We start from the raw sequence: 13,413 nt of genomic DNA on the forward strand, positions 1-13,413 counted from the left end.
AGTTCGGTGCTCTGACTGTCCAGTCGCCCGCCGGCGGGGGTTCGGTTCCGCTCACGTGGCACGATTCTGCACAGAAGCTACACGCGTTAACGTTGCTATCTCATTTGACGGTTGCTTCTTGACTGATAGGTGAAGGCCGCGTTGGCTTCCTTCACCTGGGTGCGCAATATGCGCCCGAGTCCGGAAGGCACCAGATAGTGAGCTCCCCAATGCGTCGTACCGCCATATGCGTGGCCGTGTCATCGATGGCCCTCTCGCTCTCCGCCTGCGGGGCGCTGGGAGTCTCCGGGGACAGTGCCGACGCGAGTCCCACCAAGGGCGACGACGTCACGGTGGGCGTGCTGATGCCGGAGCGGACCAACTCGCGGTACGAGGAGTTCGACTACCCGATCATCCAGAAGAAGGTCGCCGAGCTCACCGACAAGAAGGGCAACACGGTCTACGCCAACGGCGAGGCCGACGCGGACAAGCAGACGACCCAGATGCAGAAGATGATCGACGACAAGGTCGACGTCATCCTGCTGGACGCCGTGGACTCCAAGAAGATCGCGTCGACGGTGAAGAAGGCGAAGGACGCGGGCATCCCCGTCATCGCCTACGACCGTCTCGCCGAGGGTCCCATCGACGCGTACGTCTCCTTCGACAACGAACTCGTCGGCGAGGTGCAGGGCCGCACCCTCGTCGAGTCGCTGGGCTCGGACATCGACACCTCCGACAAGATCGTCATGATCAACGGCTCGCCCTCCGACCCGAACGCGGGGCAGTTCAAGGCGGGCGCGGTCTCCGAGATCAACGGCAAGGTGACGATCGCCAAGAAGTACGACGTCGACGGCTGGAAGCCGGAGATCGCCAAGAAGGACATGGCCGAGGCGATCAAGGCGATCGGCAAGGACAACATCGCCGCCGTCTACTCCGCCAACGACGCCATGGCCGGCTCCGCCATCGAGGCCATGGAGGAGGCGGGTATCACCGACCTGCCGCCGATCACCGGCCAGGACGCGGAACTGAGCGCCGTGCAGCGGATCGTCGCCGGCGAGCAGTACATGAGCGTGTACAAGTCCTACCCGCTGGAGGCCGAGGCCGCCGCGGAGATGGCCGTGGCCAAGGTCCAGGGCAAGGACATCCTGTTCGACTCCCTCACCCAGGACTCCGTCGACAGCCCCACCGACAAGGGCATCCCGGCGCAGCTGGTGACGGTGTCCGCGCTGACGAAGGCGAACATCAAGAGCACGGTCGTCGCCGACGGCATCTACACGGTGGACCAGATCTGCACCGCCAAGTACGCGGCGGACTGCGCGGCGATCAAGCTCAAGTAGGTCAGCCGCTCAATTGCCGGCCAGCGGCTTCATCGGCACCAGCACCCCGTTCGGCGCCCGTCCGATCGGCTTGGTGCTGGTGAAGCTGGACGGGTCGTTGTCCCCCGAGACGCGCAGGCCGGTGACCTTAGCGTCCTTGGGGGCGTCGTACCAGAGCTCGACCTCCATGAGGGTGTGGCCGCCGAGCTTCACCGTGTCCGACTGACGCCGCACCGCCATCGCGAAGGAGTCGGGCCGGGCCCGGTCGCCGCTGACGCCCGCGAGATGCTGCCGGGCCGACTCGTAGACGTGGTAGTTCGGGTCCCTGTTCTCCACCCGCAGCCGGGCGGCACAGAACTGCCCCTGCGGCGGCGCGTCGGCGTGCGACCCGGTCACCCCCGTGATGCCGCAGCGCAACGACAGGACGGTGAAGGTGAGATGGCCGTCCTTGTGCGCCCGTGAGGGGCTCTGGGAGGGGGACGCGGAGGACGGCGGCGACCCGCCGGAGTCCCCGCCCCCGCAGCCCGCAAGGAGCAGCAGAGCGAGCACGGGGGCCGTACGGCGGAGCAGGCGTGCGGTCGGCATAGGGGTGATTGTGCGCCCCGGGTGGGGAGAAGTGAACGTTCTGGGCGCTTCGGTCCGCGGGCGCCGGGGCGGTGAAGCCAAGATCAAGAACTGGTCTAGGATGCCGGGCTGTCATGTCTCGAACACGGGGGAAGAACATGCTGCCCACGAACATGCCGCCCATCAAGGGGAGCCGCGTGCGCACGCGCGCCGCGGTCGTCGGTCTGTCTCTGTCCATGGCGCTGCTGACGGGCTGCGGCGGCGACGACGGCACCGAGTCCGCCGCCGGCGACGGGAAGGCCACCGGGAAACCGGCGGCGAGCGGCCCGGCGTACCGGGGCGCCGCCCTGCCCGGCTACGCGCAGAAGGCCGCCTGGAGCCTGTCCACGGACAACCCCGAGCTCGGTGTCCTGGACCTCGGCGGGGTCCTGCTGTTCGCCAAGGACGCGAGCGGCGCCTACCTCACCGACGCCTCGGTCGACGGCGAGCCCGACGACGTCAACCGCGTCCTGTTCGCCTCCGACGAGGCGGAGAAGCTCACGCTGGAGTTCCGGGACGCCAAGACCGGCGCGCTCACCAGGACCCTCGGCGTGACCGCGCAGTCGGTCGAGGGCGTCACCTGGAAGGACGGCGCCCCGGCGATCGCCGTCGGCACGTCCGCGACGAAGGAGTCCGACGGTCTGACCCAGGAGGAGACGACCACCTCGGCGACCCTGTACTCCGTCGAGGGCACGAAGCTGGGCGAGACGTCCGGCTACGAGTTCGGCCACATCGTCAGCGGCTACGCGGTCTCCGCCGCCGACGGTGCCGTGACCCTCACCCCGATCGGCGGCGGCACCACCCGCACGGTCCCCTGCAACGGCGACGACGACGCCGAGTGCGACTTCGACGCGGAGACGGGGATCGCCGGCGGCGACCGGACGCACGCCCCGGTGATCGCGGGCGGCTACTACCCGGGCTTCGAGGCCGCCGGGAAGTACGACTACGACCCCTCGGACGTCACCCTCAACGACCTGGCCACCGGCAAGCAGATCTGGTCCTCCGCCAAGGCCGCGATACCCGAGGGCGTCGTGCTCGACGACGAGGGACAGCCGAAGTCCCGCACCATCGAGGTTGTCGAGGTCACCGACGGCAAGGCCCTGGTGGCCTGGCAGAAGGACCTCGGCCTCAGCCCCACCGCCCAGGTCTACGCCTGGTACGACCTGGCGAGCGGCGCCCTGACCGCCTCCTACGAGGGCGGCGAGCTCGTCGTGTACTCCGCCGACGGTGAGCTGGCGGCCCTGGACAAGAGCGAGTTCGACGCCGGCTTCGACGGTACGGCGGTCTGGAGGACGGCCGACGGCACCCGCCTGTGGGCCCAGGAGGAGGGCGAGAACGCGCTCGACCCGATCCGCTTCTCCGGCAACGGCAAGGTCCTGTACGGCAGTACGGACGACGGCGACCTGGCCGTGGACGTCACCACGCGCAAGGTGCTTGCCAAGGACCTGACCGCCGTCCCGGACGTGAACACGCCGACCGGGTACGGGTATCTGGCCACGGAAGACGGCTTCTTCGTCTTCGCACCGGCGTAGCCGGGGCGCAGGGCCGGGATCCGCGGCCCGGCCCTGCCCCCGGTTCAGGCCACCCGCGTGAACTCCACCGTCACCTCCGGCGGTCCGCCCGGCACGCCCCGGTAGATGCCCTTGTGGGGCGTCACGTCGTCGTAGTCCCGGCCACGCCCCACGACCACGTGCGACTCGTCGGCACGCGTCCGGTTGGTGGGGTCGTAGCCGCACCAGTCGCCCGCCCAGTACTCGATCCAGGCGTGGCTCTCCCCGGCGACCGCCCGGTGGAGCTCCGCGTCCCGCTCGGGGTGGAGATAGCCGGAGACGTACCGGGCCGGCAGCCCCACGCCCCGCAGCAGAGCGACGGTGAGGTGGGTGATGTCCTGGCAGACGCCCGCGCCCTGTTCCCAGGCCTCGGCGGCGGAGGTGTTCACGCTGGTGGCGCCGGGGAGGTAGGAGACCCGGTCGGCGACCAGGGCGGAGACGGCGACGGCGGCCTCGTGCGGGCCGAGGCCCACCGCGGCCTTCCGCGCCTTCTTCAGCAGCTTGGGCGGGACCGTCGTACGGACCGTGGGGCCGGCGAACTCCAACAGGCGTGAGCTCCTGGCCCGTTCGGCCACCTCCGGCCAGCCGGGAGCGGTCGGCAGCGGTTCCGGCGGGGACGTCTCGACCAGGCTGGAGGCCGTGATGGTGAGGTCGGCATGGGGGTCCATCAGGTCGAAGCCGGTGACCTGGGTGCCCCAGTAGTCCCAGTACGACCAGGTCGCGGTGGCCGGGGTGACGGTGACCCGGGAGTCCAGCGTGGTCTGTCCGGGCAGCGTCAGCGGCGTCATACGGACCTCGTTGTGCGAGGAGACGGCGGCCTGGGCGTACGCGACGCGGGTGATGTGCTTGATGCGGAGGCGACGGGTCATGTCAGGCTCCTTCCTGGGCCCACACCACGGGCCCCTGATACGGGAAGAACCGCTCCGCGACCCCCTCCGCCGAGTGCAGGCAGGCCTGCTGCAAGTCCTCGAGCAGTACGGGGAGTTGATCCTGGAGGGCGTGCGAGTCGAGGTATTCCAGGCGGGTGCGCAGCCGGCCGATCGGGCGGCGCGCCGGGTCCTGGCGGGGGCGGCCGAGGGCGCTGAGGCACTCCTCCGCGGTGGTCAGCGCGTGCAGTGCGGAGCGCGGGAAGCCCCGGTCCAGGAGCAGGAACTCGGCCACCCGCGCGCTGTCGCCGAAGCCGCTGTGCACGCGCGCGTACGCCTCGTCGGCGCCGGACGCGCTCAGCAGCGTCGTCCAGTCGGGCGCGTGCGCGGCGTCCAGCACCCGCACGGACAGCAGCCGTACGGTCATGTCCACCCGCTCCAGGCTGCGCCCCAGCACCACGAACCGCCAGCTGTCGTCCCGGCTCATCGTGGAGTCGGCGAGCCCGAAGAACAGCGCGGCACGTGCGCGTACCAGCTCCAGATAGCCGTAGGGGCCCGTCCGCCGGGCGGCGCGCCGCTGGTCGGCGAGCGCGTGCCAGGTGGAGTTGAGGCACTCCCACATCTCGGAGGAGACGGCCTCACGGGCGCTGCGGGCGTTCAGCCGCGCCGCGCCCAGCGCGCCCTCGATCGAGCAGGTCGAACGGGCGTCGAAGGCGAGCTGGTCGAGGACCTGCTGCATGTCGACGCGCTCGTCGCCCGCGTCGACGCCGAGGATCGCGTACAGCGACCGGCAGGCCGCGTCCTCGTCGCGCCAGGGGTCCTCCAGCATGCGGTGCAGATAGGCGTCGAGGATGCGCCCGGTGGCGTCCGCCCGCTCGACATACCGCCCGGTCCAGGTCAGCGCCTCGGCTATCCGGGAGAGGATCACGTCGCTCATTGCTGCTGCGCTCCTTCCTGTACGACGGCGGGGGTGCCGTCGGGACCCAGCTGACGGGGTGCGACGCCCGGAAGGGCCGTCCCGGCGCTCGGCTCCTCGGGATGCTCGGCGGGCCCCTCGGCGAGGACCCAGGTGTCCTTGGAGCCGCCGCCCTGGCTGGAGTTGACGATCAGGTTGCCCTCCTGGAGGGCGACCCGGGTGAGGCCGCCGGGCAGGACCCAGATGTCGTCGCCGTCGTTGACGGCGAAGGGCCTGAGGTCGATGTGGCGGGGTGCCATGCGCTCACCGGCGAGGGTGGGGGAGGTGGACAGGGCGACGGGCCGCTGGGCGATGTAGCCGCGCGGGTCGGCGATGACGGCCTTCCTCGTCCTCTCCAGGGTCGCCTTGTCCGCCTTGGGCCCGATGACGATGCCCTGGCCGCCGGCGCCGTCGACGGGCTTGATGACGAGCTGGCCGATCTGGTCGAGGACGGCGTCCAGCTGCCCCGGCTCGTCGGGCCGGAAGGACTCCACGTTGGGGAGGACCGGCTCCTCCGCGAGGTAGTACCGGATCAGGTCCGGTACGTACGTGTAGAGCAGCTTGTCGTCCGCGATGCCGTTGCCGACGGCGTTGGCGAGGGTGACGTTGCCCGCCATGGCCGCGTTCATGATCCCCGGGCAGCCGATCACCGAGTCCGGGCGGAAGTGCAGCGGATCGAGGAAGTCGTCGTCGAGGCGCCGGTATACGACGTGGACGGGCATCTCGCCGCGTGTGGTCCGCATCCACACCCGGTTGTTCCGGCACACCAGGTCGTGCCCCTCGACGAGCTGTACGCCCATCAGCCGGGCCAGCAGGGCGTGTTCGAAGTAGGCCGCGTTGCTGGGCCCGGGGGTGAGCACGACGACCCGGGGATCCGCCGTACCGCCGGGAGCGGCGGCGCGCAGGGCCGCGAGCAGCTTCTGCCCGTACCCGTCGACGGGCAGGACGTGCTGTTCGGCGAAGAGGGAGGGGAAGACCCGGGTCATGGCCCTGCGGTTCTCGATGACGTACGAAACCCCGCTGGGCACCCGCACGTTGTCCTCGAGCACCCGGAAGTCCCCGGCCTCGTCCCGTACGAGATCGATTCCCGCCACGTGGATCCGTACCCCGCCGGGTGGCTCGACCCCGTGGGCCGCGCGGTGGAAGTGGGGGGAGTTGAGCAGCAGCCGCCAGGGCACGACGCCGTCCTCGAAGGCCCGGCAGTGCCCGTAGGCGTCGGCGAGATAGGCCTCCAGGGCCCGCACCCGCTGGCTCACCCCGCGTTGTACGAGGTCCCATTCGAGGGCGTCGAGGATCCTGGGCACGAGGTCCAGCGGCCAGGGCCGCTCCTCGCCCGCGAAGGCGTACGTCACGCCTCTGTCGGTGAACGCCCGGGCCATCTGGTCGGCCCGGAAGCGCAGTTCGCTCGGCTCGATCGGCTGAAGGGCCGCCAGCACCGGCTCGTAGGCGGTCCTGACCTCACCCGGCCGCACAAACATCTCGTCCCACGCGTCGGCCAACGCGTACGCGTCAAATATGTCCGCCATGAAAGGACGTTAGAGGCGATACGTAACGCGGCGATCACCCGCGCATTTCGGGCAGCGTACGCGGAGAGCCGGATTCCCTTTGCGGAGGCCTTCTGTGGGTAGGGCCCACCAGCATCAGCTTGTTGCAACTCGACGGGCGGAGGCGCGGATAATCAGGGGCATACAGGTGGTTTCCCTCGGTCACAGGGGGCGGAGCCGTGTTGCGGAGCAGGATCGGGCCGCGCATAGTTGCGGACCCGTAGGGGTGTGTCAGTGCCACGAGCGCGCGCATGCCGGGCACGAGAGGCTGGATACGGGGGTGGGCTGGGCGATGGCCGGGCACGGGACGGACGAGCACCCACACGGTGCTGACCGACTGTGCGAGGCCGGGGATCGCGTGTATTCCCGGGCCGTACGGCGCGGACGCGTGCCGCGCGAGGACGCCGAACCGGTGCCCTGCCTGCTGGAGCTGGCGCTGCTGCACCCGGACCCCGACGACATGGACTGGCTCGTGCCGACCTCCCCGCAGGAGGTCATGACACGGCTGCTGCGCGGGGTCCACGAGGAGGTGAGCGCGAGCCAGCGGCGGATGGGGTCGGCGGTGGCCGCCTTCGAGTGGTACGCCGGACTGGCGCCGCAGCAGCGCTCCTCGGCCGCGGAGGGCTCCTCGATCCGGGTCCTGGACGGCCTCTCCAGGATCCAGGCCGCGATGGACGCGGCGACGGAGGCGTGCACGACGGAGGTCCTGACCGTGCAGCCGGGCGGTATCCGCCCCGAACACGAGCTGACGGAGGGCCTGCACCGGGCGCTGGCGCTACGCGGCCGGGGCGTGCGGATGCGGGACCTCTACACGCATGTGGCGCGGCACGGCCAGGGCCTTCTGAACTATCTGGAGCTGATGGGCGACGCGGTGGAGGCCAGGACCCTCGACGAGGTCATCGACCGGCTGATCCTCTTCGACCGCACGGTCGCCTTCATCCCGGCGAGCCCGGACCGCACGCTGGCCCTGGAGCTGCGGCATCCGGCGCTGGTGAACTACCTGTTCACGACCTTCGAGCGGCTGTGGCGCCTCGCGATCCCGCTGACCGCTCCGCTCCCCGACACGGGCTTCGAGGGCATCTCCCACCGCGAACAGTCCATCGCGGCACTCCTGGCGGAGGGCCACCAGGACGCGGTGATCGCGGAACGTCTCGGCATAAGCGTCCGCACGTGCCGGGCGCACATCGCGCGGCTGTCGGAGACGCTGGGCGCGGCGAGCCGGACGCAGTTGGGCGTACGCATCGCCCAGGTGGGTCTGGACCGCCCCCGGGGCACGGGCCCGTACCTCAGTGTTCCTGGTCAGGGATCCCCGACTGTCCGCTGAGGCGGCCGAGTCGGGCCCGCGGTCACGTGTGGCTCTCTCCCCCTGTTGCCGGCTGGCTCGACTTGAGGATTCCGGACTCGGCTATGAGGAAGCCGAGCTGGGCGCGGCTGCCGCTGCCCAGAGCCGCGGCCAGCTTGGCGATGTGCGCACGGCAGGTGCGCACGTTCATGCCCAGCCGGCGGGCGATGGCCTCGTCGACATGGCCTTCCACCAGGAGTTTGGCGATGGAGTGCTGGATGTCCGTGATGCCGTCGGCGGCGGTTTCGTAGGGGGCCCCGGCGCTCAGCGGGACCGAGCGGCCCCACATGAACTCGAAGACCTTGATCAGGTAGCGGACGAGGCCCGGGTGACGTAGTTCCAGGGCGACTTCCTGGTCATCGCGGGTCGGGATGAAGGCGACGGTCTCGTCGCAGATGATGAGGCGCTCGACCAGCTCGTCGATGGTGCGGTACTCCACCTTGCCTTTGGAGAGCTGCTCCACGTAGGCCAGTTTCTCCGGGCTGTACCTGGCGGTGTGCTGGTAGAGCGTCCGGATCCGCACACCACGTTCGATCAACGTCGTGTCTCGTTCCAGTCCCTGAACGAGGCTGCGCTCGGTTCTGCGGTTGCTGGGCTGGACCGTGAGCATCTCGACCTGGCACTGGCCCGCGGCCAGGTTGAGCGCGGCGTTGATCCGGTCGCGGCCCTCCAGCACCGTGATGGAGTGCGTGGGCGTCGTGGCCTGGGCGCTGAGTGCCATGAACGGCTTGAAAGCATCTGCCAGTTCGATCGACAGCTGCCTGCGCTCAGTGATCTCGTGCTCTATGGGGTTGAGTCGCTGCGCCAGGGCGATCGCCGGGGGCACCGGGCGCAGCCAGCTCGGATCGTCGGGATCGGGGTGCAGCAGGTCGAACTCGATCAAGCAGGGTGCGGCCTCCACGTCCGAGCGCGCGACGCGTCCTGTGCGCAGAGCGTTCGCATAAAGCAGGCCACCTTCCTCACACAGCGTGGTCACCGCGTGTGGATGTGTCGTGCTTGTCCCCTTTGTTGTCAAATCTCCACCCCCCAGGGTCCTGAACGTGCAGGAACATGATGCATCGATTGTGTGGCCATGACGTGCCCGAATGAGCCATCGTCTTATCTCACGGGGTGAAGAGGGGACCTTCAAGTGAGGACGAAGCCGACTATGCAGAAGAAATTGCTTCGCTCGGTGCTTGCCGCTGCTTTTTCCGCCGTTTTGGCCTTCGGAGCGTTGAGCGGCTTGTCCGAAGCGAAGGGCGACGTTCGGGCGGACAGCGCCTGGCGGGTTGCGGCCCAGTCCGAGCCGCAGCCTGAAGACAGTGCGTGGAGGACCGAAGACAGCGCCTGGGCGGTCGAGAGCTGACATGACCACTCCGCCCGACGATCGCTCATTCCGTCGCGAAATGGCCACGGCCTACCGCTCCGGCTGGCACTTCATCGACCTGGTCACCGCGATCCCCCACGCCGGTGACTCGTTGATGGTGACGGTGTTCGGTGAGCCGGTGGTCGTCACGCGGGACGAGGACGAGGACCTGCGGGCGTACCGGTGTCTGCGGCGGCCTCGGGGGGCGCCGCAGCCAGTGCGGTGTGCCATTCGGTACGGAATGATCTTTGTGAATCTTGACCAACGAGACCATCGGCTGGTGGAACCGGAATCCCCCACCTCACGGGCCATCCCAGCCACCCCCCGCAGTGCCTGACGCGATTCCCCCGTCGTAACAGATCGCGCAGGTGCTTCCCCCCGCAGCGGCGTCACCGTGACCTGAACACGGTGACGCCGCTGCAGTTTCAGGGGACATTTCCGGGTATCCGCCCAATCGATCACTGGCCGGAAAAGATCGCTCACACGTCCTCACGCGTGACCGAGCGCCCGTGTCACCTCGATCTCGATCACCACCCGCGCGGGATTCGGCCGCGGCACCCGCTCGTAGCGCTGCGCGTACCGTCGCACCGCCTCCGCGACCCGGTCCGGCTCCGTGCGGACGCGGGCCCGCCCCTCCAGCGTCGCCCACCGCCGGCCCGCCGTCTGGCACACCGCCACCCGCGCCCCCTCCGGCCCGGCCGCCAGTACGTTCCGCGCCTTCTTGCTGGACCCGCTCGTGATCACCCGAGCAAGTCCGGCCTCCACGTCGTATGTCACTCCGACCGGCACGACATGCGGGCTGCCGTCCGGGCGCAGGGTCGTCAGCGTGCACAGGTGCCGCTCCCGCCAGAAGCTGAGATACGGCTCGTCGAGGGCCGTGAGGTCCCGGGGGTGCGATGTCGTGGGAGGAGTCGTCATGGCCTGGAAGTTAGCCCCTCCAAGGCTCCCGCACCCCGCCTTGAGTGGAATAGACTCAACTTTGTGTACGTTGACTGAGTCAGTCCAGGGAGAGCCGACACCGAGGAGGAGTACGCGAACGTGGACGCCGAGCTGACCAACCGGAGCCGGGACGCGATCAACGCGGCCGAGAAGCGGGCCGCCACCGAAGGGCATCCGGATCTCACCCCCGCTCACCTGCTCCTCGCTCTGCTCCAGGGGCAGGACAACGAGAACATCGTCGATCTGCTGGCCGCCGTCGAGGCCGACCAGGCCGCCGTTCGGGTCGGCGCGGAGAAGATCCTCGCCGGACTGCCCAGCGTGACCGGATCCACCGTCGCGCCCCCGCAGCCCAGCCGTGACCTGCTCGCCGTGGTCGCCGACGCCGGCGCCCGCGCCAAGGACCTCGGTGACGAGTACCTCTCCACCGAGCATCTCCTCATGGGCATCGCCGCGAAGGGCGGCCAGGCCGCGGACGTACTCTCCTCGCAGGGTGCGAACGCCAGGAAGTTGCAAGAGGCGTTCCAGAAGGCCAGGGGAGGACGCCGGGTGACCACACCCGATCCGGAGGGGCAGTACAAGGCCCTGGAGAAGTTCGGCACCGATTTCACCGCCGCGGCCCGCGAGGGCAAGCTCGACCCCGTCATCGGGCGGGATCAGGAGATCCGGCGGGTCGTCCAGGTCCTCTCCCGGCGCACCAAGAACAACCCGGTCCTCATCGGTGAGCCCGGCGTCGGCAAGACCGCCGTCGTCGAGGGGCTCGCCCAGCGGATCGTGAAGGGGGACGTGCCCGAGTCCCTCAAGAACAAGCGGCTCGTCGCCCTCGACCTGGGCGCCATGGTCGCCGGAGCCAAGTACCGCGGTGAGTTCGAGGAGCGGCTCAAGACCGTCCTCGCCGAGATCAAGGCCTCCGACGGGCAGATCGTCACCTTCATCGACGAACTGCACACCGTCGTGGGCGCCGGGGCCGGCGGCGACTCCGCCATGGACGCCGGCAACATGCTCAAGCCCATGCTCGCCCGCGGTGAGCTGCGCATGGTCGGCGCGACGACGCTGGACGAGTACCGGGAGCGGATCGAGAAGGACCCCGCCCTGGAGCGCCGCTTCCAGCAGGTGCTGGTCGCCGAGCCGACGGTCGAGGACACGATCGCGATCCTGCGCGGACTCAAGGGCCGCTACGAGGCCCACCACAAGGTCCAGATCGCCGACGCCGCCCTCGTCGCCGCCGCCACCCTCTCCGACCGGTACATCACCTCCCGCTTCCTCCCCGACAAGGCCATCGACCTCGTCGACGAGTCCGCCTCCCGCCTCCGCATGGAGATCGACTCCTCACCCCTCGAGATCGACGAACTCCAGCGCGCCGTCGACCGGTTGAAGATGGAGGAGCTCGCCCTGGAGAAGGAGACCGACCCGGCCTCCCGCGAGCGCCTGGAGCGGCTGCGCCGCGATCTCGCCGACAAGGAGGAGGAGCTGCGGGGTCTGACCGCCCGCTGGGAGAAGGAGAAGCAGTCCCTCAACCGCGTCGGTGAGCTGAAGGAACGCCTCGACGATCTGCGCGGCCAGGCCGAACGCGCCCAGCGCGACGGCGACTTCGACACCGCCAGCAAGCTGCTCTACGGCGAGATCCCCACCCTGGAACGGGACTTGGCGGAAGCCTCCCAGGCCGAGGAGGAGGTCTCCAAGGACACCATGGTCAAGGAGGAGGTCGGCCCGGACGACATCGCCGACGTCGTCGCCGCCTGGACCGGTATCCCCGCAGGCCGCCTCATGGAGGGCGAGACACAGAAACTCCTGCGCATGGAGGAGGAGTTGGGGCGCCGGCTGATCGGCCAGGCGCAGGCCGTGCAGGCGGTCTCCGACGCCGTACGCCGCACTCGGGCCGGCATCGCCGACCCGGACCGCCCCACCGGCTCCTTCCTCTTCCTCGGCCCGACGGGCGTCGGCAAGACCGAACTCGCCAAGGCGCTCGCCGACTTCCTCTTCGACGACGAGCGGGCGATGATCCGCATCGACATGAGCGAGTACGGCGAGAAGCACAGCGTCGCCCGGCTCGTCGGCGCGCCTCCCGGCTACATCGGCTACGAGGAGGGCGGCCAGTTGACGGAAGCCGTCCGCAGGCGGCCGTACAGCGTGGTGCTGCTGGACGAGGTGGAGAAGGCGCACCCCGAGGTCTTCGACATCCTGCTCCAGGTGCTGGACGACGGGCGTCTGACCGACGGCCAGGGCCGCACCGTCGATTTCCGCAACACCATCCTGGTGCTGACGTCGAACCTCGGCAGCCAGTTCCTGGTCGACCCGATGACGAGTGAGACGGAGAAGAAGGAACAGGTGCTGGAGGTGGTGCGCACCAGCTTCAAGCCGGAGTTCCTGAACCGCCTCGACGACCTGGTCGTCTTCTCGGCCCTGAACAAGGACGAGCTGGGCCGGATCGCCCGTCTCCAGGTCGACCGGCTCGCCAAGCGCCTCGCGGAACGCCGCCTCACCCTCGTGGTCACCGACGAGGCCCTGACCTGGCTCGCCGACGAGGGCAACGACCCGGCGTACGGTGCCCGGCCCCTGCGCCGCCTCGTCCAGACCGCCATCGGCGACCGTCTCGCCAAGGAGATCCTCTCCGGCGAGGTCAAGGACGGCGACACGGTCCGGGTGGACGCCTTCGGGGACGGTCTGATCGTCGGACCGGCGACCGGCAAGACGCTCTGATCCATGATCGAGGGGGCCCGTCCGGGGCTCCCTCGATCAGCCGATCAGCACCCAGGCCGCCATTATCGCGAGGAGGCCGAACAGGAGCAGCGCGGGCAGTCCCAGAATGGCGGCCACCACTCCCCACCTGGTACGTCCCGTCGTTTCGTCGCCGTGTGCCATCGCCATGAGCCCCGCCCCTTCGCGCCCTGCCGACCGGTTCCTGTCAGCTGTCGGCTGACAGTACCCGTCGGGGTTGCCACGCCCCTCCCCGTATGGGGGAGGATGGCGGAATCCG

At 69.6% G+C, this 13,413-nt stretch carries 13 protein-coding genes; 6 read left to right on the forward strand and 7 right to left on the reverse strand.

Going from position 1 to position 13,413, the window contains the following annotated elements; translation table 11 throughout:
• The first annotated feature begins 209 nt into the window (after nt 1-209).
• Entirely contained in the window at nt 210-1,316 is a 1,107-nt protein-coding gene (locus tag OHU89_RS26545) for a sugar ABC transporter substrate-binding protein (RefSeq protein WP_405646385.1), read from the forward strand.
• Between the two features lie 9 nt (nt 1,317-1,325).
• On the opposite strand, the gene OHU89_RS26550 is transcribed toward OHU89_RS26545, so the two are convergent.
• Nucleotides 1,326-1,880: a hypothetical protein gene (locus tag OHU89_RS26550; RefSeq protein ID WP_405646387.1), complete on the reverse strand. Its 555-nt coding sequence runs from the start codon at nt 1,878-1,880 to the stop codon at nt 1,326-1,328.
• A gap of 176 nt (nt 1,881-2,056) precedes the next feature.
• Here OHU89_RS26550 and OHU89_RS26555 point away from each other — a divergent pair, with 176 nt between their 5' ends.
• Entirely contained in the window at nt 2,057-3,430 is a 1,374-nt protein-coding gene (locus OHU89_RS26555) for a hypothetical protein (RefSeq protein ID WP_405646388.1), read from the forward strand.
• Between the two features lie 44 nt (nt 3,431-3,474).
• On the opposite strand, the gene OHU89_RS26560 is transcribed toward OHU89_RS26555, so the two are convergent.
• Genes OHU89_RS26560 through OHU89_RS26570 form a run of 3 tightly spaced genes read right to left on the reverse strand, consistent with a single transcriptional unit; the run spans nt 3,475 to nt 6,795 of the window.
• Nucleotides 3,475-4,317, reverse strand: coding sequence for a transglutaminase family protein (locus tag OHU89_RS26560; RefSeq protein ID WP_266889648.1), 843 nt, complete (start codon nt 4,315-4,317; stop codon nt 3,475-3,477).
• 1 nt (nt 4,318) lies between these two features.
• Nucleotides 4,319-5,251, reverse strand: a complete 933-nt coding sequence (locus OHU89_RS26565) for an alpha-E domain-containing protein (protein ID WP_266889646.1) — start codon at nt 5,249-5,251, stop codon at nt 4,319-4,321.
• Nucleotides 5,248-6,795, reverse strand: a complete 1,548-nt coding sequence (locus tag OHU89_RS26570; protein ID WP_405646390.1) for a circularly permuted type 2 ATP-grasp protein — start codon at nt 6,793-6,795, stop codon at nt 5,248-5,250. The genes OHU89_RS26565 and OHU89_RS26570 overlap by 4 nt, the downstream gene beginning before the upstream one ends.
• A 310-nt stretch (nt 6,796-7,105) precedes the next feature.
• On the opposite strand from OHU89_RS26570, the gene OHU89_RS26575 reads away from it, so the two are divergent.
• Nucleotides 7,106-8,137, forward strand: a complete 1,032-nt coding sequence (locus OHU89_RS26575; protein WP_405646392.1) for a LuxR C-terminal-related transcriptional regulator — start codon at nt 7,106-7,108, stop codon at nt 8,135-8,137.
• Nucleotides 8,138-8,159: 22 nt separating this feature from the next.
• On the opposite strand, the gene OHU89_RS26580 is transcribed toward OHU89_RS26575, so the two are convergent.
• On the reverse strand, nt 8,160-9,170 hold the full coding sequence (locus OHU89_RS26580) for a helix-turn-helix transcriptional regulator (protein WP_266889640.1): 1,011 nt from the start codon (nt 9,168-9,170) through the stop codon (nt 8,160-8,162).
• 132 nt (nt 9,171-9,302) lie between these two features.
• Between OHU89_RS26580 and OHU89_RS26585 the strand changes: the two genes are divergently transcribed.
• Both OHU89_RS26585 and OHU89_RS26590 read left to right on the forward strand, forming a co-directional pair.
• Nucleotides 9,303-9,500 carry a hypothetical protein gene (locus OHU89_RS26585; RefSeq protein WP_405646394.1) on the forward strand — a complete coding sequence of 66 codons (198 nt, stop codon included), beginning with the start codon at nt 9,303-9,305 and terminating at the stop codon, nt 9,498-9,500.
• Nucleotide 9,501: 1 nt separating this feature from the next.
• A complete protein-coding gene (locus tag OHU89_RS26590; protein WP_046247603.1) occupies nt 9,502-9,837 on the forward strand; it encodes a hypothetical protein in 336 nt (111 codons plus the stop codon).
• Nucleotides 9,838-9,989: 152 nt separating this feature from the next.
• On the opposite strand, the gene OHU89_RS26595 is transcribed toward OHU89_RS26590, so the two are convergent.
• A complete protein-coding gene (locus tag OHU89_RS26595) occupies nt 9,990-10,418 on the reverse strand; it encodes a pyridoxamine 5'-phosphate oxidase family protein (RefSeq protein ID WP_405646396.1) in 429 nt (142 codons plus the stop codon).
• 120 nt (nt 10,419-10,538) lie between these two features.
• Between OHU89_RS26595 and clpB the strand changes: the two genes are divergently transcribed.
• Nucleotides 10,539-13,136 (forward strand): ATP-dependent chaperone ClpB, encoded by a 2,598-nt coding sequence (gene clpB, locus OHU89_RS26600; RefSeq protein WP_405646398.1) that lies wholly within the window; start codon nt 10,539-10,541, stop codon nt 13,134-13,136.
• A gap of 36 nt (nt 13,137-13,172) precedes the next feature.
• Here the strand turns inward: clpB and OHU89_RS26605 are convergent, their stop codons facing one another.
• A complete protein-coding gene (locus OHU89_RS26605) occupies nt 13,173-13,304 on the reverse strand; it encodes a hypothetical protein (protein ID WP_405646400.1) in 132 nt (43 codons plus the stop codon).
• Nucleotides 13,305-13,413 lie beyond the last annotated feature (109 nt).

The organism is Streptomyces sp. NBC_00019, from assembly GCF_045041015.1.
Classification (GTDB): Bacteria; Actinomycetota; Actinomycetes; order Streptomycetales; family Streptomycetaceae; genus Streptomyces.

Bases quoted from the DNA above. Each gene is read 5' to 3' on its own strand.
- OHU89_RS26550 (WP_405646387.1), bottom strand. From the start codon at position 1,880: ATGCCGACCGCACGCCTGCTCCGCCGTACGGCCCCCGTGCTCGCTCTG.
- OHU89_RS26560 (WP_266889648.1), bottom strand. From the start codon at position 4,317: ATGACCCGTCGCCTCCGCATCAAGCACATCACCCGCGTCGCGTACGCC.
- OHU89_RS26595 (WP_405646396.1), bottom strand. From the start codon at position 10,418: ATGACGACTCCTCCCACGACATCGCACCCCCGGGACCTCACGGCCCTC.
- OHU89_RS26590 (WP_046247603.1), top strand. From the start codon at position 9,502: ATGACCACTCCGCCCGACGATCGCTCATTCCGTCGCGAAATGGCCACG.
- OHU89_RS26565 (WP_266889646.1), bottom strand. From the start codon at position 5,251: ATGAGCGACGTGATCCTCTCCCGGATAGCCGAGGCGCTGACCTGGACC.
- OHU89_RS26545 (WP_405646385.1), top strand. From the start codon at position 210: ATGCGTCGTACCGCCATATGCGTGGCCGTGTCATCGATGGCCCTCTCG.
- OHU89_RS26575 (WP_405646392.1), top strand. From the start codon at position 7,106: ATGGCCGGGCACGGGACGGACGAGCACCCACACGGTGCTGACCGACTG.
- OHU89_RS26605 (WP_405646400.1), bottom strand. From the start codon at position 13,304: ATGGCGATGGCACACGGCGACGAAACGACGGGACGTACCAGGTGGGGA.
- OHU89_RS26585 (WP_405646394.1), top strand. From the start codon at position 9,303: ATGCAGAAGAAATTGCTTCGCTCGGTGCTTGCCGCTGCTTTTTCCGCC.
- OHU89_RS26570 (WP_405646390.1), bottom strand. From the start codon at position 6,795: ATGGCGGACATATTTGACGCGTACGCGTTGGCCGACGCGTGGGACGAG.